General features: G+C 71.4%; 17 protein-coding genes and 1 tRNA gene. 7 read left to right on the plus strand and 11 right to left on the minus strand.

Annotation, left to right across the window (positions count from 1 at the left end; all coding sequences use genetic code 11):
• Position 1 precedes the first annotated feature (1 nt).
• Genes GA0074692_RS24755 through GA0074692_RS24775 form a run of 5 tightly spaced genes read right to left on the minus strand, consistent with a single transcriptional unit; the run spans position 2 to position 5,733 of the window.
• Positions 2-1,513 carry a peptidoglycan D,D-transpeptidase FtsI family protein gene (locus GA0074692_RS24755; protein ID WP_091648087.1) on the minus strand — a complete coding sequence of 504 codons (1,512 nt, stop codon included), beginning with the start codon at positions 1,511-1,513 and terminating at the stop codon, positions 2-4.
• Positions 1,510-3,000 carry an FtsW/RodA/SpoVE family cell cycle protein gene (locus GA0074692_RS24760; protein ID WP_091648090.1) on the minus strand — a complete coding sequence of 497 codons (1,491 nt, stop codon included), beginning with the start codon at positions 2,998-3,000 and terminating at the stop codon, positions 1,510-1,512. The genes GA0074692_RS24755 and GA0074692_RS24760 overlap by 4 nt, the downstream gene beginning before the upstream one ends.
• 28 nt (positions 3,001-3,028) lie before the next feature.
• Positions 3,029-4,453 carry a PP2C family protein-serine/threonine phosphatase gene (locus GA0074692_RS24765; protein WP_091648092.1) on the minus strand — a complete coding sequence of 475 codons (1,425 nt, stop codon included), beginning with the start codon at positions 4,451-4,453 and terminating at the stop codon, positions 3,029-3,031.
• Positions 4,450-4,938: an FHA domain-containing protein FhaB/FipA gene (locus GA0074692_RS24770; protein WP_091648095.1), complete on the minus strand. Its 489-nt coding sequence runs from the start codon at positions 4,936-4,938 to the stop codon at positions 4,450-4,452. The genes GA0074692_RS24765 and GA0074692_RS24770 overlap by 4 nt, the downstream gene beginning before the upstream one ends.
• Before the next feature lie 6 nt (positions 4,939-4,944).
• Positions 4,945-5,733, minus strand: a complete 789-nt coding sequence (locus GA0074692_RS24775; RefSeq protein WP_091648098.1) for an FHA domain-containing protein — start codon at positions 5,731-5,733, stop codon at positions 4,945-4,947.
• Between the two features lie 211 nt (positions 5,734-5,944).
• On the opposite strand from GA0074692_RS24775, the gene GA0074692_RS24780 reads away from it, so the two are divergent.
• The 3 genes from GA0074692_RS24780 to GA0074692_RS24790 all read left to right on the plus strand — a co-directional run bounded on the left by GA0074692_RS24780 (position 5,945) and on the right by GA0074692_RS24790 (position 8,015).
• Positions 5,945-6,030 (plus strand) — tRNA-Leu (locus GA0074692_RS24780).
• Between the two features lie 111 nt (positions 6,031-6,141).
• The gene (locus GA0074692_RS24785; protein WP_091648101.1) at positions 6,142-7,215 is read left to right on the plus strand and encodes an NAD-dependent epimerase/dehydratase family protein; all 1,074 of its coding nucleotides are present in this window, start codon (positions 6,142-6,144) and stop codon (positions 7,213-7,215) included.
• Positions 7,212-8,015 (plus strand): WecB/TagA/CpsF family glycosyltransferase, encoded by an 804-nt coding sequence (locus GA0074692_RS24790; RefSeq protein WP_091648103.1) that lies wholly within the window; start codon positions 7,212-7,214, stop codon positions 8,013-8,015. Before GA0074692_RS24785 ends, GA0074692_RS24790 begins: the two co-directional genes overlap by 4 nt.
• Positions 8,016-8,076: 61 nt before the next feature.
• Here the strand turns inward: GA0074692_RS24790 and GA0074692_RS24795 are convergent, their stop codons facing one another.
• Positions 8,077-9,930: a S8 family peptidase gene (locus GA0074692_RS24795; protein ID WP_091648105.1), complete on the minus strand. Its 1,854-nt coding sequence runs from the start codon at positions 9,928-9,930 to the stop codon at positions 8,077-8,079.
• A gap of 210 nt (positions 9,931-10,140) precedes the next feature.
• On the opposite strand from GA0074692_RS24795, the gene GA0074692_RS24800 reads away from it, so the two are divergent.
• Positions 10,141-10,866: a hypothetical protein gene (locus GA0074692_RS24800; RefSeq protein WP_245730442.1), complete on the plus strand. Its 726-nt coding sequence runs from the start codon at positions 10,141-10,143 to the stop codon at positions 10,864-10,866.
• Here the strand turns inward: GA0074692_RS24800 and GA0074692_RS24805 are convergent.
• The 3 genes from GA0074692_RS24805 to GA0074692_RS24815 all read right to left on the minus strand — a co-directional run bounded on the left by GA0074692_RS24805 (position 10,834) and on the right by GA0074692_RS24815 (position 12,733).
• Positions 10,834-11,235: a hypothetical protein gene (locus GA0074692_RS24805; protein ID WP_091648106.1), complete on the minus strand. Its 402-nt coding sequence runs from the start codon at positions 11,233-11,235 to the stop codon at positions 10,834-10,836. The two genes, GA0074692_RS24800 and GA0074692_RS24805, sit on opposite strands and share 33 nt — an antisense overlap.
• Positions 11,236-11,660: 425 nt before the next feature.
• Complete coding sequence (locus tag GA0074692_RS24810; RefSeq protein ID WP_091648108.1) at positions 11,661-11,882, minus strand: DUF397 domain-containing protein; 222 nt, start codon at positions 11,880-11,882, stop codon at positions 11,661-11,663.
• Complete coding sequence (locus GA0074692_RS24815) at positions 11,852-12,733, minus strand: helix-turn-helix domain-containing protein (protein ID WP_091654047.1); 882 nt, start codon at positions 12,731-12,733, stop codon at positions 11,852-11,854. Before GA0074692_RS24815 ends, GA0074692_RS24810 begins: the two co-directional genes overlap by 31 nt.
• 703 nt (positions 12,734-13,436) lie before the next feature.
• Here GA0074692_RS24815 and GA0074692_RS24820 point away from each other — a divergent pair.
• Complete coding sequence (locus GA0074692_RS24820; RefSeq protein ID WP_091648110.1) at positions 13,437-13,724, plus strand: hypothetical protein; 288 nt, start codon at positions 13,437-13,439, stop codon at positions 13,722-13,724.
• Between the two features lie 98 nt (positions 13,725-13,822).
• A complete protein-coding gene (locus GA0074692_RS24825) occupies positions 13,823-14,287 on the plus strand; it encodes a hypothetical protein (RefSeq protein WP_091648112.1) in 465 nt (154 codons plus the stop codon).
• 4 nt (positions 14,288-14,291) lie between these two features.
• Here the strand turns inward: GA0074692_RS24825 and GA0074692_RS24830 are convergent, their stop codons facing one another.
• Positions 14,292-15,014, minus strand: coding sequence for a Stk1 family PASTA domain-containing Ser/Thr kinase (locus GA0074692_RS24830; protein ID WP_091648115.1), 723 nt, complete (start codon positions 15,012-15,014; stop codon positions 14,292-14,294).
• A 227-nt stretch (positions 15,015-15,241) separates the two neighbouring features.
• Here GA0074692_RS24830 and GA0074692_RS24835 point away from each other — a divergent pair, with 227 nt between their 5' ends.
• On the plus strand, positions 15,242-16,651 hold the full coding sequence (locus GA0074692_RS24835) for a hypothetical protein (protein WP_176738568.1): 1,410 nt from the start codon (positions 15,242-15,244) through the stop codon (positions 16,649-16,651).
• Positions 16,652-16,802: 151 nt separating this feature from the next.
• Here the strand turns inward: GA0074692_RS24835 and GA0074692_RS24840 are convergent, their stop codons facing one another.
• A complete protein-coding gene (locus tag GA0074692_RS24840) occupies positions 16,803-18,281 on the minus strand; it encodes a glutamate-cysteine ligase family protein (protein ID WP_091648117.1) in 1,479 nt (492 codons plus the stop codon).
• Positions 18,282-18,568 lie beyond the last annotated feature (287 nt).

Here is an 18,568-nt window from a genome sequence, read left to right on the forward strand (position 1 = left end):
GTCACCGCCCCCCGGGGTCCGCGATGGCCGCCCGCATGATCTGGCCGGCGATCCGGGCGGCCTCGGCGCTGCCACCCGATCCCGCCGACTCCAGCATGACGCAGACGGCGGAGACCGGCTTGCCGTCCTTGTCCAGGGCGAAGCCGATAAACCAGCCGTGGTCGTCGGTGGTCTCCCCGGCCTGGGCGGTGCCGGTCTTGCCGCCGACCGTGTACCCGTTGATCCGGGCGTTGCGGCCGGTGCCGTCGGTCACCACGTTGACCATCATGTCCCGAAGGTCGCTGGCGACCTGGCCGCTGACCGGCTGCCGGAGCTGTTTCGGGTCGGCCGTGTAGTAGTTGGTCGTCCGGTCCGGGCCGAGTAGCTGCTGGACCAGGTACGGCCGCATCTGGGTGCCGTTGTTCGCCACTGCGGCGGCGATCAGCGCACCCTGCAACGGGGTCATCCGGACGTCGAACTGGCCGATGGAGGACTGCGCCAGACCGGCCGGGTCGTCCCCACCGTCCGGGTTCTTGATGTCCCCGGTACGGCTGGCGGCAACCGGGATGCCGGCCTCGTTGAGGTGGCCGACGGTCAGGTCCTCCTGCTCGAAGCCGAACTGTCGGGCCTTCTCCTTGATCGTGTCGGCGCCGAGCCGGACGCCGAGCTTGGCGAAGCCGGTGTTGCAGGACTCGGTGACCGCGTTGGCCAGGGTCACCTCGTCCTCGGGGCAGATCGACGGCGCGGCGTTGCGGATCGGCGTACCGGAGGTCGGTGCGGTGTAGCTCGACCCAGCCGGGATCATGGTCTCCGGGGTGACCCCGTTCTCCAGCGCGGCGGCGGCCACCACGATCTTGAAGGTCGACCCCGGGGGCAGCACCTCGCCGAGCGCCCGGTTCTTCAGCGGTTCGTTCGGGTCGCTCTCGAACTTGTTGTATGCCGCCGACGCCTCGTCGGTGTCGTGGCTGGCCAACGGGTTCGGGTCGAAGCTGGGCATGGAGACCAGGGCCTGGATGGCACCGGTCCGCGGGTCGAGCGCAATCGCCGCGCCCTTGGTCGCGCCCACCCGGTTGTCGCCCAGCTCGCTGTACGCCGTGTCCTGTGCCCCCTTGGAGATGCTGAGCAGCACATTGCCACCGCCGGACGGCTCGCCGGACAGCCGGAGCATGTCCCGGAACCGGTCGGCGAAGAGCTGGTCGCTGGTGCCGGCGAGGAAGTCGTCCTCGGCCCGCTCGATGCCGGTGTCCCCGAGGTTGACCGGCTTGTAGCCGAGTACGTGCGCGTACTTCAGGCCGCTCGGGTAGGTCCGCAGGTACTTCAGGCTGCCGTTGGTCTCCTTGCTGGTGGCCACCGGGGTGCCGCCAGCCTCGATGTTGCCGCGCTTGCGGTCGTACTCGGCGACCTGGACCCGGCCGTTGTAGTCGCTGGTGCGGTACTCGTCGGCCTTGTACGCCTGGACCCAGTTCAGATTCAGGAAGAGCAGGCTGAACAGGACCATCACGACCACGCCGACCCGACGGAGCGGTGCGTTCACGGGCGGATCACCTCCGTAGGGGCACCGTGGAGCTGCTCGGGCGGACCAGCGCTGTTGCCCGCGCGGGCCGCTGGCCCAGCGGAAACCGGCCGCCGACCGGCGTCCGATATCCGCAGCAGGGTGGCGACCAGCAGCCAGTTCGCCATCAGCGAGGAACCACCGGCAGAGAGGAACGGCGTGGTCTGACCGGTGAGCGGGATGAGCCCGCTGATGCCACCGACGATCACGAAGACCTGGAGCCCGAGGGTGAAGGCGAGACCGCCGGCAAGCAGCTTGCCGAACGAGTCCCGGACGGTGAGCGCGGCGCGCAGCCCGCGCTGGACGATCAGCAGGTAGACCACGAGCAGGGCGGAGAGACCGAACAGGCCGATCTCCTCACCGATGCCGGCGAAGATGAAGTCGTTCTGCACCTCGGGCAGTACGTCCGGGGCACCGCCGCCCGGCCCGGCCCCGAACAGGCCGCCGGTGCCGAGGGCGAGCAGCCCCTGCACCAACTGGTAGCCGGCATCGGTCGGGTCGGCGAACGGGTCGAGCCAGATCTCCGCCCGGTCGTAGAAGTTGGCAAACGGGCCGCCGATCGTGCTGCCCAGCAGGTAGGCGAGGTAGACGCCGCCGAAGAAGAGCACCAGGCCGATGATCAGCCAGCTCACCCGTTCCGTGGCGACGTAGAGCGTCACCACGAAGAGGCCGAAGTAGAGCAGCGCGGTGCCCAGGTCCTTCTCGAAGACGAGGACCAGGAGGCTGAACATCCAGACCACGACCACCGGGCCGAGGTCCCGGCCACGGGGGAAGTCGATGCCGAGGAACCGCCGGCTGGCCAGCGACAGCACCTCGCGCTTACGCACCAGGTAGTACGCGAAGAAGACCAGCAGGGCGAGCTTGGCGAACTCACCGGGCTGGATGGAGAAGCTGCCGATCCGGATCCAGAGCTTGGCACCGTTGATCTCAGAGAACCGGCCGGGCAACACGGCCGGGATCATCACCAGCACGATGCCGGCGAGCCCCAGCGTGTAGGCGTACCGGGAGACCGCGCGGTGGTCCCGCATCAGCACCAGCAACCCCGCCGCCAGGACCACCGAGACCAGGGTCCAGGCCAACTGCCGCCCACCGGTGCCGGCGAAGATGGCCAGGTCGGCCCGCTCGGCGGCCGGCGCGTCGGCCAGGTCGAGCCGGCGCAGGAAGCCGACGCCGAGGCCGTTGAGCAGGGCTACGGCAGGCAGCAGGGCGGGGTCGGCGAACGGGGCAAGGTACCGGATCACCACGTGCATGCCGAGGAAGACCGCGGAGAGCGCGACGGCCGGGATCCAGAAGTCGCCGGTGACCTCGTCGAGCACGTTCGCCTCGACCGTGGCCCCGTACGCGGCGACCAGCAGCATGGCCACCGCGAGCAGGGACAGCTCCGCATTGCGCCGGGCACGGGCCAGGCGTACGCCGGGCTGCTCGCCCGTCGTGCCGGGCGAGACTGCCGGGGTGGCCTGGGCGGTCACGTTCGGATCCTCGAGGTCGGGCCGGTGCTCACTCGGGCGACCGGCAGCCCGCCGGTTCGAGGACCGGCGGAACCGTATCGGTGGGCAGGGCGTCCGGGGTCGGGGTGGCACTGGGTGTGGCCGCAGGGCTCGGGGTGACCCGACCGCTGGCGGCCGGGCTGGCCGGGGTCGCCGTGGGCACCGGCGTGGTCGCGGCGGTGGTCGGCGTGGCCGTGGGGCTCGGCGGACAGATCGGCTTCAGGTTCGGGTTGGCCGGGTCGTCGTCGGTCAGCTCGGCCAGCCGCCGGGTGGCGTCCGACTCGCTCTTGGCCTGGATGCCCTGCTTGACCCGTTCCTGCGCGGCGGGGGTGAGATCCTCCAGGTCGGCGGCGCTGGTGCGGTGGATGTTGGAGAGGTCGAGGCCGGCGATCTGCCCCGGCACCCCCTGGAAGACGGCGAGCTGGCCGTTGTCCGTGGCGCCGACGTAGTACTGCCGCTGGGTGTAGCTCCAGCCGGCGAAGAGGCCGCCGCCGAGGATGGCGAGCAGGACGACCAGCAGCAGGGCGGTGCGTACCGGCCGGCGCCGACGGCGTTCCGGCTCCTCGTCGCGGTTCGCCGAGGACTCCTCCGGCGTCGCCGGGCGGGGCGCGGAGAGCGCCGAGGCGCGGGCCGCCGGGGTGGAGACGTCGGCCGAGGTGGCCATCCCCCGGTCCCGGGCGGCCGCGCCGCCGACGATCGGGCTCGCCTCGACGATGTCGTGGTCGGTAGCGTCCGCGATGATCACGGTGATGTTGTCCGGCCCGCCGCCGCGCAGGGCCAACTGCACCAGCCGCTCGACGCACTGCTGCGGGTCGGTGTACTCGCGCATGGTGTCGGCGATGGTCTCCGCGCTGACCACGCCGGAGAGGCCGTCGCTGCAGATGAGGTACCGGTCGCCGGGGAGGACCTGGCGGACGCTGTACTCCGGGTCGATGTCCCGGCCGTCCAGGGCCCGGGTGAGCAGCGAGCGCTGGGGGTGGCTGCTCGCCTCCTCCGCGCTGATCCGGCCCTCGTCAACGAGCATCTGGACGTAGGTGTCGTCCTTGGTGACCTGGGCGAACTCGCCGTTGCGGAGGAGGTAGGCACGGGAGTCGCCGATGTGCACCATGCCGAGCTTGGTGCCGGAGAAGAGGATCGCGGTGAGTGTGGTGCCCATCCCCTCCAACTGGGGGTTGGCGTCCACCGTGTCGCGAAGCTGCTGGTTGGCGGTGTCCACGGCCTGTCGCAGCGCGTCGACGAGCGCGTCCCCTGGGACGTCCTCGTCGAGCGGCGCCATGGCACCGATGACGATGTTGCTGGCGACGTCACCGGCGGCCATGCCGCCCATGCCGTCGGCGACGGCGAGTAGCCGCGGTCCGGCGTAGACGGAGTCCTGATTACCGTCTCGGATCAGACCGCGGTCGCTGTGGGCCGCATAGCGCAGGGTCAGAGTCATGGCCGTAATTCGAGAGAAGTGCGGCCGATCCGGATCGGCACGCCGAGGGGGACGGGGGTTGGTCCGGTGACCTTATCGCGCTCCAGATAGGTGCCGTTAGTCGAGCCAAGGTCCTCCACGTACCACTGTCCGTCACGGGGGAGCAGCCGGGCGTGGCGGGCGGAGGCGTAGTCGTCGGTGATGACGAGGGTGGAGTCCTCGGCCCGGCCGATGGTGATCGGTGCCTCGCCGAGGGTGATCCGGGTGCCGGCGAGCTGTCCGGCGGTGACCACGAGCTGGTGGGCGGCCCGCCCCCGCTTGACCCTCGCCGGTTTCGCCGCCGGCTGGTTGGTGGCGGCGCCGACCGTACGGGGGGCGGCCACCAGCCGGCCGGAGCGGGCCCCCGCGAAGAGGTCCCGCCGGATCACCCCCACCACCGTGAACACGAAGATCCACAGGAGGATGAGGAACCCGAACCGGGCGACGGTGATGACGAGTTCGGGCAAGGCGGATCAGCCGTCCACGCGGAAGGTCAGGGTGGTGGTGCCGAGCTGGATCATGTCACCCGGGTTCAACGCGACGGCGGAGACCCGCTGTCCGTTGACCATGGTGCCGTTGGTCGAGCCGAGGTCGGTGAGCACGACCTGGCCACCGTCGAAGTCGAGGCGGGCGTGCCGCCGGGAGATGCCGACGTCGGGCAGGCGCAGGTTGGCCTGGTCGCCCCGGCCGATCACGGTCGAACCCATCTGGAGAGGGTAGGTGCGGCCGTCGCCGGACACCAGCCGGACGTTGCGGGCACCACCGTGGCCGGGGGGCGGGCCGTAGCCACCGCCCTGGTCGTACGACGGGTATCCGGGCGGGCCGGCGTCGTAGCCGGGCGCCGACACCGGGGCCACCTCGCCACCGGTGTAGACCTCGGCCGTGACCCGGAACATGCCCGTGTCCAGCCCTTCGCCCCGCTCGATCTCGACGATCACGTCGCCGTAGACCGTCCACGCCTGCTCGCCGATGAACTCGGCCTGTGACTGGGCCAGCTCCTGGGCGAGCGCGGCGGCGTACGGCGCCAGCCGGCTGTGGTCGTACGGGGAAAGGTCGATCACGTAACGGTTGGGCACCAGGGTGCGCCCACCAGCCAGGATCGCCTTGTGCGCCTCAGCCTCCCGCTGCATGGCGTTCAGGATCTCCACAGGGTGGACTACCCCCTTGAAGACCTTGGCGAAGGCCCCCTCGACCAAACCTTCCAGACGCTTCTCGAAGCGTTGCAGCACGCTCACCGGCTCCTCCTCGGGTCCCGAGGACATGATGGTATCCGGCCTTCGCTCGCGCAGCTCACACGCCGCTCGGCCGCCTGCTGTCGGCCCGTTCGGATGGGCCCTGTTCATCGTGCTACTCTTCTCCCCGCCACGAACGGTAACCGATCGCGGCAACGGCCAGGAGCACGTACGATGTCCCCGCCACCCCCACTGACAACAGCGAGGGCGGCACGCATTAGAGTGATCCGGGTCATGCCACGGGGAAGTGGCGGAATGGCAGACGCGCACGGTTCAGGTCCGTGTGCCCGAAAGGGCGTGAGGGTTCAACTCCCTCCTTCCCCACCAGAAAACGAGGGCTCCGCAGCAGCGGGGCCCTCGTCGCGTCTGCGGAACCGTACGGGCCGTCACGTTATGCTCCGATGGTTCCCCTGCCCCCTTTGACCGATGGAGTGGCGTGTGAGTGTCGCGGTGGTGACCGGTTCGGGCGGTCTGATCGGCTCGGAGGCGGTTCGGCACTTCGCCGGTCTCGGCCTCGACGTCGTCGGCATCGACAACGACATGCGGCAGGAGTTCTTCGGCGCCGAGGCGTCCACCGCGTGGAATGTACGCCGGCTCGCCGACGAACTCGGCGCGGCGTACTCGCACCACGGCATCGACATCCGGGACCGGGACGCGCTGGCGGCGCTGTTCCGGCGGTACGGCCGCGACGTGGCCGTCGTGATCCACACCGCCGCGCAGCCCTCGCACGACTGGGCCGTGCGCGACCCGTTCACCGACTTCGACGTGAACGCCGTGGGCACCCTCAACGTGTTGCAGAACGTCCGCGAGCACTGCATCAACGCTCCGGTGATCCACTGCTCGACGAACAAGGTCTACGGCGACCGGCCGAACAGCCTGCCCCTGGTGGAGCTGGAGACGCGCTGGGAGATCGAGTCCGGCCACCCGTACGAGCAGGGCATCCGGGAGGACATGTCGATCGACTCCTGCCTGCACTCGGTCTTCGGGGCGTCCAAGGTCGCCGCCGACGTGATGGTGCAGGAGTACGGCCGCTACTTCGACATGAAGACCGCCTGCTTCCGGGGCGGCACGCTCACCGGCCCGGCGCACTCGGCGACCGAACTGCACGGCTTCCTGGGTTACGTGATGCGCTGCAACATGGAGCGCCGGACGTACAAGATCTTCGGCTACCAGGGCAAGATGGTCCGCGACGCGATCCACAGCTCGGACGTGGTCTCGGCGTTCGAGGCGTTCTTCCGCAACCCGCGCTCGGCGGCGGTGTACAACCTCGGCGGCGGCCGGCACTCGAACACCTCCCACCGAGAGGCGTTCGCGGTGGCCGAGCAGATCACCGGCCAGGAGATGATCACGGAGTACGTCGAGGCGAACCGGATCGGCGACCACAAGTGGTGGATCGGGTCGAACGAGGCGTTCCAGCGGGACTACCCGGACTGGAAGCAGGTCTACGACGTACCGATGATCCTGCGGGAGATCCACGAGGCCAACGTCGAGAAGTGGATGCCCCAGTCATGACCTCGCGCAAGCGCAACGTGCTCGGCGTCCTGGTGGACGCCACCGACTACTCCGCCGCCTCGGAGGAGGTCGTCCGGGCCGCTCGGGAGCGGCGGCCGCTGGCGCTGACCGCGCTGGCCGTGCACGGGGTGATGACGGGTGTCCTCGACCCGGCGCACAACGCCCGGCTCAACTCCTTCGACGTGGTCACCCCGGACGGCCAGCCGGTGCGGTGGGCGCTCAACCTGCTGCACTCCGCCGGGCTGAGCGACCGGGTCTACGGCCCGGAGCTGACCCTGCGGGTGCTCGCCCGCTTCGCCGACGAGGGCCTGCCGGTCTACCTCTACGGCTCGACCGAGGAGACCCTCACCCGGCTCATCCCAGCGTTGGAGCGGATGTTCCCGGCCCTGAAGATCGCCGGGGTGGAGCCGTCGAAGTTCCGCGCGGTGCAGCCGGGCGAGGACGTCGAGATCGCCGACCGGATCCGGGCCAGTGGGGCCCGGCTCGTCCTGGTCGGGCTGGGCTGCCCCCGCCAGGAGATCTTCACGTACGCGATGCGTCCGCTGCTGGACATGCCGCTGATGGCGGTCGGGGCGGCCTTCGACTACCACGCCGGGCTGCTGCGCAACCCGCCGCCGTGGATGCAGCGGGCCGGGCTGGAGTGGTTCTGGCGGCTCGGTCTGGAGCCGAAGCGGCTCTGGAAGCGGTACGTCATCCTCAACCCGGCCTACCTGGCCCGGCTCGGCGCGCAGAAGACCGGCCTGTGGAAGGCCCGGCCGCCCGCGCCGGCCACCGACCGCCCGTCCAGCTTCGCCGTCTGACCTAGTCCCAAGCGCGAAGGGGCTCCTCCCGGAGGAGGAGCCCCTCGTGCTGCGGCGCTGCCTAGAGGTTCAGCGACCAGGTGTTGATGTAGCCGGTGTCGCCGCTGAAGACGTCCCGCACCTGGAGACGCCAGGTGCCGTCGGCCGCCTCACCGGCGAGGTTCGCGGTGTAGGTGGCGATGACGTTGTCCGCGCCGTCGAAGAGGGCGGAGTTCTTCAGGCGGTACGCCGTGCCGTCCGGGGCGAGCAGGTCGATGACCAGGTCACCACGGTAGGTGTGCACGATGTTCACCGCCACGGTCGAGGTGGCCGAGGGGGCCCGGCCGCAGCCGGAGATGGTGATCGAGCTGGTGGCGGTGCCGGGGTCCGGGATCGCCACGTCGGTGTCGTTGGTGCCGGAGCAGCTGCCGCCACCGTTGCCGGTCACCGTCAGCGAGTAGGTCGCGGTCCTGCTGCCCGAGGCCGCGGTGCCGGTCACGGTCACCGAGTAGGTGCCGGGCGGGGTGGTCTCCGAGGTCCTGATGGTCAGCGCCGAGGAGGCACCCGAGGTGACGGTGGCCGGGTTGAACGAGGCGGTCGCCCCGGACGGCAGCCCGCTGGCCGAGAGGCTGACCGACTGGGCGGAGCCGTTGGTGGTGGCGGTGTTGACCGTGGCGGTCACCGCGCCGCCCGGCGCGGTCGAGCCGGAGGCCGGCGAGACCGAGACGGAGAAGTCGTTGGTCGGCGGGGTGACGTCGTTGACGACGTAGAGCAGCTTGTTCGGCGAACCCGCCCCGGGGTTGGTCACCACGCCGTTGGTGGCGTTGTTGACCAGGCTGTCGCGGACCTGCTGCGGGGTCCAGGTCGGGTTGGCGCCGGCCACCAGGGCCGCCGCGCCGACCACGTGCGGGGTCGCCATCGAGGTGCCGCTGATGTTGTTGGTGGCGGTGTCGTTGGTGTTCCAGGCCGAGACGATCGACGAGCCCGGCGCGAAGATGTCCAGGCAGGTGCCGAAGCTCGAGAAGGACGACCGGGCGTCGGTGTTGGTCGTCGCGCCGACCGTGATGGCCTCGGCGGTACGGCCCGGCGAGCCGGTGCAGGCGTCGTTGTTGCTGTTGCCGGCGGCCAGACCGTAGGTCACGCCCGAGGCGATCGAGTTGCGGACCGCGGTGTCGAGCGTCGCGTTGGCACCGCCACCGAGGCTCATGTTCGCCACGGCCGGCTTCTGCGCGTTCGCGGTCACCCAGTCGACGCCGCCGATGACGCCGGCGTTGGTGCCGCTGCCCTGGCAGTTGAGCACCTTGACGGCGACCAGGCGGACGCCCTTGGCGATGCCGTACGCCGTACCGCCGACGGTGCCGGCGACGTGCGTGCCGTGCCCGTTGCAGTCGGTGTTGTTGGTGTCGGCCGTGTTGGTGCCCCAGGTCGCCCGGCCACCGAAGTCGGTGTGCGTGGTCCGGATGCCGGTGTCGATGATGTAGGCGGTGACGTTGCTCGCCGTACCGGGGTACGTGTACGAGTTGTCCAGCGGCAGCGCCCGCTGGTCGGACCGGTCCAGGCCCCAGGACGGCGTCGGGGCCTGGGTGGCGGCGATGCTGACCGTGTGGTTCTGCTCGACGTACGCGACGGCGGGGTCCGCCGCGATCCGAGCCGCGGTCTTCGCGTCGACGCGGGCCTCGAAGCCGCGCAGCGCGGCGCTGTAGGTCCGGGCGACCGTGCCGCCGTGCTTGCCGACCAGCCGCTTGGCGTTGTCGCTGACCTTGGTCTGGGCGACCGTGGTGTCCTTGAACACGACGATGTAGCTGTCGGCGACAGCGGTGGCGCCGCCGGCGTTCAGGATGCTGCCGACGGACTCGGCTGCCAGGGCCGGTGTGGCGGTCGCTGCCATCGACATGGCAGCCACTCCGACCAGAATCGACCTGCGTGGGAGACGCATCTCCCTACCTCCCCTCCGACCGGCGCACGGTCCACCCCCTTGGGTGGATCGATGATCGCCAATCGAACTGAGGCTAGGTCGGCACCGAGATCAAGATAAACATGTCGAAGTGTCAATAACTCGATGGGATGCCCCCTACGGGGAATTCGCCGGCACGAGCCGGGGCGGGCCCGGATTCGGCACACCGCCGAACGGGAAAGGATGTCTGGCATGGACAGTCATCTCGTCGCCCTGCTGCCCGTCGCGGGAGTCTGGCTCACCGCCGGCATGGTCGCCGACGGACTGCCTCGACTGGACCGGGTGCACGCCCTGCGGCAGCGTACCGGATGGTTGATCGTCCTGAGCCTGACCGGACTCAGCCTGATGGCGGCGGTGGCACTCGCCGCCCTGGGCACCGCCGGCACCACCCACGCCGACCGGGCCGGCGCCGCGCTCGCCCTGGCGGCGCTGCCCGCACTGGTCGTCGCGGTCAGCACCGTACGCCGTCTGCACCGGCTCCGGGCCGGCGCCGGCGCGTTCGCCGCCGCGCCCCGGGCACCCGTCCCGCCCGGTCTGCGCGCCCACGCCGCCCACCCGCTGGTCGGGCTGCCACTCCAGATAGCCGGCCTGGCGATGGTGCCGGCCGTGGTCACCGCCGGCGCTTTCGGCCCAGCCGCCGGCAGCCTGCTCGCCGCACCGGCCCGCACGGTGGTCCTGGTCGGGATCGCGGCGATCGGGGTACGCCACGTGCTGCGGCACAGTCGGCTCGCCGCCCGGGCCCGCCCCGGCACCGGCGGACCGGCGGCACCGGTCGGTGCGGACGAGTCACCCGTGGCGGACGGTCCGCACTTGGCCGGCGCATCGCTCGTGTCGCGTGTGGCCGGCGGACCGGAGGTGGCCGGCGCGTCGCCCCCGACGGTGGGGTCAGCGCCCGCGACCGCCACCCTGCACGTATAGCAGTTCCAGGATCGCCCGGGTCGCCTCGAACCAGCGGTCCAACCAGCCCGGCGGCGGCACGCTGCCCCGGGGCGGCAACTCCAGCAACAGGCCACGCAGGAGCGGATGGTCCGCCAGCGGCTCGGCGGGCTCGACCGGCCACCCGGCCGGGGGGAACGACGGCTCGGTGAGCGGGTTGGTGTCCAGCGACGGCAGGGACAACGGTCCGGCCGACTCGGCGGTCCCACCGCCCTCCCGGCTGCCGAGGTCGGAATCGGTGGAAACCACCTCCGTCAGGACAGTGTCCCGGCGGGCGCCGCGGTACTTGCCGCCGAACCGCTCCGGTTTGCCCGGCCCGTTGGTGAGGTTCTCTGATCCGATCGTCGTCACCCGTCCACCTGCCTCGCTCGGTTGCGGATCTGCCTGGCCGACCGTTCGGCCAACCGATGACGAGAGGTACAACGAGGTGGGACGGAAGTGGCGACGGGTCTGGTCCGGCGGTGGCCCTCGCCGATGGTTGCTACCTGCACTGACAGCAGGGTCCCCCGCCGGCACTGGCAGTGCGGTCCCGTACTCCTCGCCGACACGACGAGGGCGCGGCCCCGTACTCCTCGCCGACATGACGAGGGCGCGGCCCCGTACTCCTCGCCGACATGACGAGGGCGGGCCCCGTACTCCTCGCCGACATGACGAGGGCGCGGCCCCCGCCCCCGGGCACCTTGCCGGGAGTACGGGACCGCGCCCACTGTCACACCGGGCACCGGCGGAGGGCCCAACCCGAATGCGGGCCCTCCGCCGACGCCATGTCGGCCGATTCAGTTGCGGCCGAACGCCTCGTGCCTGGTGCCGCCGACGAAGGCGAGCCAGTCACCGGGGGCGAAGACCAGAGCGGGTCCGGTCGGGTCCTTCGAGTCGCGGACCCCGACCGCTCCGGTCACAAACGCCACCTCCACGCAGTTGTCGCAGTTCGGCCCGCTGCGCGAGCTCTTGAACCACGATGCGTGCGTCAGGTCCGCGAGGACCCTCTTGGTCGCCATTTCCACAACGGCTCCTCTGCCAGTTCTGCGATGTGTGCGATAGACGCCTCCGGTCGCATGGCCTGGGTTCGAATCTGGTCGAAGATGTAGTTGAAGCGCTGAAGCTCGTCGCTCTTCTCGAGGAAGAGCCCACCCGTACCGTTCTCCGCGTACACGACATCTGGATCACCGGGCTCGGGAAAGTCGAGGATCGTGAACGAGCCGTCCATGCCCGCATGAGCCCCGACGCTGAAGGGCAGCACCTGGATGGTGACGTTCGACAGCTCGGCCACCTCCACCAGCCGCGCCATCTGCGCCCGCATCACCTCGTCACAGCCCACCGGCCGGCTCACCACCGCCTCATCGAGCACCACCCATAGATCGATCGGATCGTCCTGGGTCAGTAACGACTGGCGGTTGGAACGGACACGCACCCGTTGGTCCACCTCGTCGGCGGGCATGTCCGGGCGAGCGAACTCGATCATCGCCCGGGCGTAGTCGGCGGTCTGCAGGAGACCCGGCACCACCTGCTGCTCGTACGCCCGCACGGAGCTGGCGGCGGCCTCCAGTCCGACGTACGCCCCGGAGAGCACCGAGTTGTACGGGTACCACCACCCGCGCTGACGCGCCTCCCGGGCGATCTGCACCAACTCCTCGCGCTCGACCTCCGACACCCCGTAGATGGCGAGCATGTCCCGTACGTCGCGTGGGGTGGCGGTGGTGTGGCCGGTCTCGATTCGGGAGACCTTCGACGCCGAACACTCCAGCCGCTCGGCCACGGCCTCGATGGTGATCCCCGCGGACTCGCGCAGCCGGCGCAACTCGGCGCCGAGGCGGCGACGCCGGATAGTCGGGCTCCGGCGTTCACTCACCGGGTCGGCCCCTTCCACCCGGCCACCCGCCCCGCCGGTCCGCTACTCCCACGGGTTGTCCCGACCGCTGTCGTACGGCAGTCGGACTCGCAAGCACTTATCGCGCTCACCGGGGTACCTCCGGTCGATCGCGCCCGTACCGGTCCACCCGCCGGGGGCGCGACCGTTGGCCGGCGGGCAATCGTTCGCGGCGGGGATGGTTGCGGTCATCGGCCGGCCGCGACGGCGAAAGGCCGGCGTCCAGTGTGCCGGTTCCCTGACCACGGCATCAAGCGGCGGCGATCGCGGAGGTTTCGACGGGCAGAGCGTTCAGGTATCGGCAAAAGTCGACGTGCAACTTGCATGCGGCAGGTCACTCGTGCAGTCTGTCCGCATGGCTCGGGTTACGCACCGTTTCGATTTGGCTCCACAGCGCGGTCAACGCGCCGCGAACAACCGGGACAAAGCCTACCCGAACAGGACAAACAAACCTGCCTCCGGAGTAAGGACCTCGCCGCTGGACGCCTGTCGGCTTCGGCGGCGGGAGCGGTAGCCGGAAGCAGTCGGATGTTGGTCGGGTGCCGGGTCCGCCACCAGCGGGCACGGCCCCACCAGCATCACCTCACCATGCCGGTCCGTCCCCGCGGTACCCCGCGTTCGGGCCGGAAATGTCGTTCACGCCTTCCGCCGGCGTGTCGCCGGCCGATCCCTCACAGGAGCCGATGTGCTTCCCCGCTCTGGTGACGTACTGCACGTGACTCGTGCGGCAAGCGTGCAGTTTCGCCGGTCGATACTGTTCCGCGTGATCCGCGTGCTGGACCTGCCGGTCTTCGACGGCTGGCTCTGGCTCGAGGGCTACGAACTGAACCCGGCGGGCGAGGCGGTCAGCAAAAGATCGATCTTCGTGCAACGCGCTGGTCTGGCGCTGGTCAAGGCCGCGCCCGAGCCTCGGCCGCAGGCCGTCCCGGCGGCCCGGCGGCCGGCCGCCAGAACTCCGGTCCGAGTGGGCTGAGCTGGGCATTTCCCGGGTACGGCACGGGCGGCGGCCCTAGACTGGACCTGCCCACCCCGGCAGGCGACACCCCGCACGTCCCGGACCCTGAACCTGGGATGACCATGCTCAACCACACCGCCGCCCGTCGGCGTCCGCTGTCCCGTGTCGGCTACGCCGCCGGCCTGCTCGCCCTGATCGGCGCCGCGACCGCGCTCGTGGTCGTGGTCCGGGTACCGGCCCACTCCACCACCCACCTGACCGCTCCGGCCCCGCCGAGCCTCTCCGCACACGGCGGAGTCCCGGCGGGCGGAGGACCGGCCGATCTGACGAACTCCGGCACCGTCGGTCACCGGAACGGGACGGGCGCGGGACAACGGGACAACGTACCTTCCCCGCCTGTCGGGTCGACCGTTCCGACGGTCGACGCCCGGCGGGCGGCCCCGCCCCGGGGCGCCGGACCGGACCGGGGCGGCGGTCCGCCGGAGGATCTCCACCGATCCCTGGTCTGGTCCGGTCTGCTCGGGTTGGCCATCTCCCTGACCGGCCTGGGCATCGTCGGATCGCGCCGCCGGAGGTGGTGAGCGCTCATCGGCTCGCGGCGGCAGTCGGGGTACGGCCGGTGGTCGGCGGCGGGGTCGGGGCCGGGGAGGCTCCGGATGGGCTGGTCGGCTGGCTGCCCTCGGAGACGACCAGGGTGACGTCGGTACCGACCGGCACCCGCTCGCCCGCCTTCGGCTCGGTCCCGAGCACCGTTCCGGCCGGCCGGTCCGAGCGACGCAGTTCTGACCGGTACCCCAGGCCCAGCCGGTCCAGCGCGGCCTCGGCGGCTGACCGGGGCAGCCCGACCAGGTTCGGCATCGGCACCCGGGCCTGAGTGGTCGGTGCCCTGGTGCTCGGCGAGGTCGGCGGTGCGCTGGTCGGCGGCTCCGCACTCGGCGAGGGCAGCGGCGACCGTGGGGTGGCCTCCGGTCCGGTTCGGGCGACCAGCCACAGGCCGAGACCCAGCACAGCGAAGGCGGCCAGTGCCACCGAGGCCACCACGATCGGCATCCACCATCGTCGATCACCCTGGTCCTCGACGTACCACTCGGCCGGCGCGGCCTCCGCGTCGTGGGCGGACCTCGGCGGGGGTACCTCCGCCCGACCCGACCAGGCGGTGGTCGCCGGTCGTACCCGCGTGGGTTCCCTGGGCGGCCCGGCCGGGGTGTCCGGACGTCCGTCCGGCGGCCGGCCACCCGACGGTGCGACGCCTCCCGGCCGACCCTCGGGCGTCTTTCCGGTCCACGGTTCCTGGCGGTCGTCGCTCATGGCACGTCCTTCGCGGCCAAGCGGACATCAGGCCCGCTACCGTCCAAACTACTCTCTTAACGGCGATCAACTGCGAATCATCAACAACCGCCCAGGCTGTCATCCGGTTCGGTTGCCCCACCGGCGGCGCCCGCCGGCCAGTTCCGGCGTACGACCCCGCCCTCCCGCCCTCTCCGGCCCCGCGCCACCGGTCGCCGGAAAACCAGCGGGGCGCTACGCTGCCCGGCATGGCCGTACGGGGCTGGGGAGGAACGCTGGCGACCGCCGTCGGCATCGCTGCCGCCGTGGGCGCCGCCCAACTCGGCTTCGGCTACGGGCTGGGCATCGTCACCTGGACGCCTCCGGACACCGCTGCCGGCGGGTTGCCCGACCCGGTCTGGACGGCGGGCCTGGCCTGGGCCACCTGGATCGCGGCCACCTCGACCGTCGCCGGGGCGGTGGGCGCACAGCGCCTCACCCGGCGGTCCACCAGCGGCGCTCACGCCCGGAGCCGTCCGAGCGGGATCCCTTCCGCCCTGGCGGCGGCCCTCGGCGCGCTGGTGACCGTGCTGCTCGTGGCGGTACCGGCCGGCGCGGCGAACCCGACCGACAGCACCGAGCCGCAGAGCGTGGCCGCCGCGTACGCCGGGGCGGGCGTGGTGGTCGGAGTCCTCTTCGCGGTCTGGGCCCTGCGGTCACCGGCAGCGGCGGCCAACATAGTCGCCAGCGTCGGTTGGCTCTGGTTGCTCGCAGTGGTCGCGGTCGTCGACGCGGTGCTCGCCGGTCGGGGGACGACCAGTGCCGGACTCGGGGTCTGGCAGCTCTCCGCCGACCGTCCCGCGTACTGGCTCGGTGACTTCTACTGGCCGACGGCGGTGTTGTCGCTCGGCTCGGCCCTGGTCGTTGGAGCGTTGGCGGCGCGCCGGGCCGCCCGCTCGACGCACCTGCGGGTCGGGGCCGCCGTCTCCGGAACGGCGGGGCCGCTCCTGGTCGCCGTTGCCTTTCTGCTGACGGTGCCCCGACTGGTCCAGATCGACGCCGAGCAACTCTCCGCGCAACTCGTCGCGGCGTACGCGGTGGTCGCCGGAGTTGCCGGCTCGGCCCTGGTCAGCGCCCTGGCCCAGCGCCGGGAGGCGAAGACCGTGCCGGGCAGTCCGGAGGTCACCACCGCGACGGCCGACGCGGAACAGACCGCCGCGAACGCCCATGCCGATGCCGACGCCGCCACCCCGGCGGCCGCACCGGCTCTGCCGGCACCGACCGGAGAGCCGGCCCCGGCGGGGGAAGCGGTGCCTACGGGAGAAGCAGTGCCGGCGGAAGAAGCAGTGCCGGCGGAAGAAGCGGTGCCGGCGGGAGAAGCAGTGCCGGCGGGAGAAGCGGTGGTGCTGGAGGCGGCACCCCTGGAGTCGGATACCGGCGCGTCGCGTCGTCCTGCCACCAGGTCTACGCCGAGAGTGCCCCGCCCCCGCCGCGCGAAGCCGCCTGTCGACCCGGGCCCCGGACCAGCCGAATCGGCCACCAAAGGGGGCGTGGCCCCCGGCGGGCCCACCCCGGATACCGCCGAACCGGACGGGGCAGTCGGAACCCCGTCCGCCGACGGACCGGCTTCCGAACCCCGGCCCCGGGGCCGCGCCGCGTCCCGACGCCCCCGCGACTGACGGCCAGCCAGCCGCCCCGCGCGGGCTGGTGGCCCCGCGACTGGCCGGCCGTCCCGGGCCGCCGGCCGTCCCGGCGGCCCGGCGGCCCGGCGGCCCGGCGGCCCGGCGGCCCGGCGGCCCGGCGGCCCGGCGGCCCGGCGGCCCGGCGGCCTCAGTCGACCGGCCAGGTGTGCACCGGCTCGTTGGTGTGTTGCAGCTCGGCGTAGCGCCGCACCATGTGCTGCAACGCCGCGTCGCGGTCCATGCCCCGGTGCCGCTGGGCCGCCCAGACCGTCTCGGTCTGCCAGACCGCACCGTTGCGGCCGGTACGGCAGCGCTGCTCGATGATGCCGAGCAGCCGGTCGCGTTCGGCCGGGTCGACGCCGAACCGGTCCAGTCCGGTAGCCGCCTTCGGCAGCAGCACGTCGAGCACCAACTGGCCGACCGGCACCTCACCCAGCCGGGGCCAGTGCAGCACCGCGCCCAGGCCACGCCGGGCGGCGGCGTGGAAGTTCTCCTCGGCAGAACTGAAGGTGAGCTGGCTCCAGATCGGGCGGTCGGACTCGGCGAGCCCCCGGGCGAGCCCGAAGTAGAAGGCGGCATTGGCCAGCATGTCCACCACCGTCGGACCGGCGGGCAGCACCCGGTTCTCCACCCGTAGGTGTGGCCGGCCGTCCATGATGTCGTACACCGGGCGGTTCCAGCGGTAGACGGTGCCGTTGTGCAGCCGCAGCTCGCTCAGCTCGGGGACGCCACCGGCGTGCAGCACGTCGACCGGGTCCTCGTCGTCGCAGATGGGCAGCAGGGGCGGAAAGTAGCGGACGTTCTCCTCGAACAGGTCGAAGATCGAGGTCACCCACCGCTCGCCGAACCACACCCGCGGGCGTACCCCCTGGGCCTTGAGTTCGTCCGGCCGGGTGTCGGTGGCCTGCTCGAAGAGGGCGATCCGGGTCTCCGCCCAGAGTTGGCGGCCGTACAGGTACGGCGAGTTCGCCCCGACGGCGACCTGGACGCCCGCGATGGCCTGGGAGGCGTTCCAGTAGTCGGCGAAGCTGTCCGGGGCGACCTGGAGATGGAACTGAAGGCTGGTGCAGGCCGCTTCCGGGGCGATCGAGTCGGTGTGCGTCTGCAACCGTTCCACGCCCCGGATGTCGAGTTCGATGTCCTCGCCCCGGGCCCCCACGATCTGGTCGTTGAGCACCCGGTAGCGCTCGTCCTTGGAGAGGTTGTCGGCGATCAGGTGCTCATCGGTGAGGGTGGGCAGGATGCCGACCATGACGATGGTGGCGTCGGACCGCGCCGCCCGTTCCCCGGCCCGGGACAGACTGCCGCGCAGGTCCTGCTCGTACTCGGTGAAGCCCCGGCCGCCGATCAGCCGGGGTTTGGCGTTCAGTTCCAGGTTGAACCTGCCCAGCTCGGTCTGGAACAGCGGGTCGGCGATGTCGGCGAGGATCTCGTCGTTGCGCATCGCCGGTTCGGCCGCCGCGTCGACCAGGTTGAGTTCGATCTCCAGCCCCGTCATCGGGCGGTCCGCGTCGAAGCCGAAGTCGTCGAGCATCAGCGCGAAGACGTCCAGACATCGCCGGACCTTCTGCCGGTAGCGGACCCGGTCCTCTCGGGAGAAGGCGCCCTGCACGACGTCTCTGCCCATCTGTCCTCCCGGCGCGAGGCGCGGTCGGCGCGGCCCGGGGGACCGGCGACGGCGCGTTGTGGTCTTCCACGTTAGGAGCACCGCCCGCGTCGGGGCCAGAGGTCGTGGCCCGTGGTCGACACAGGTCACGCCCACGGCCCCGACGGGAAGGCGCCTGCCGTATCCCTACCCGGTCGTGGTCCGTACGGCACAGGACGAGCAACGAGCAACCCGTGACAAATCGCACCCGCCCCGCCGCATCCGATCCATCCCTCCGGTACGACCACCCTACATTCTATTCAAGAACA

It is taken from the genome of Micromonospora pallida (assembly GCF_900090325.1).
GTDB lineage: Bacteria > Actinomycetota > Actinomycetes > Mycobacteriales > Micromonosporaceae > Micromonospora > Micromonospora pallida.

Coding starts and splice junctions, on each gene's coding strand:
- GA0074692_RS24765 (WP_091648092.1), bottom strand. CDS start 4,453: ATGACTCTGACCCTGCGCTATGCGGCCCACAGCGACCGCGGTCTGATC.
- GA0074692_RS24775 (WP_091648098.1), bottom strand. CDS start 5,733: ATGTCCTCGGGACCCGAGGAGGAGCCGGTGAGCGTGCTGCAACGCTTC.
- GA0074692_RS24790 (WP_091648103.1), top strand. CDS start 7,212: ATGACCTCGCGCAAGCGCAACGTGCTCGGCGTCCTGGTGGACGCCACC.
- GA0074692_RS24795 (WP_091648105.1), bottom strand. CDS start 9,930: ATGCGTCTCCCACGCAGGTCGATTCTGGTCGGAGTGGCTGCCATGTCG.
- GA0074692_RS24800 (WP_245730442.1), top strand. CDS start 10,141: ATGGACAGTCATCTCGTCGCCCTGCTGCCCGTCGCGGGAGTCTGGCTC.
- GA0074692_RS24810 (WP_091648108.1), bottom strand. CDS start 11,882: ATGGCGACCAAGAGGGTCCTCGCGGACCTGACGCACGCATCGTGGTTC.
- GA0074692_RS24825 (WP_091648112.1), top strand. CDS start 13,823: ATGACCATGCTCAACCACACCGCCGCCCGTCGGCGTCCGCTGTCCCGT.
- GA0074692_RS24830 (WP_091648115.1), bottom strand. CDS start 15,014: ATGAGCGACGACCGCCAGGAACCGTGGACCGGAAAGACGCCCGAGGGT.
- GA0074692_RS24835 (WP_176738568.1), top strand. CDS start 15,242: ATGGCCGTACGGGGCTGGGGAGGAACGCTGGCGACCGCCGTCGGCATC.
- GA0074692_RS24840 (WP_091648117.1), bottom strand. CDS start 18,281: ATGGGCAGAGACGTCGTGCAGGGCGCCTTCTCCCGAGAGGACCGGGTC.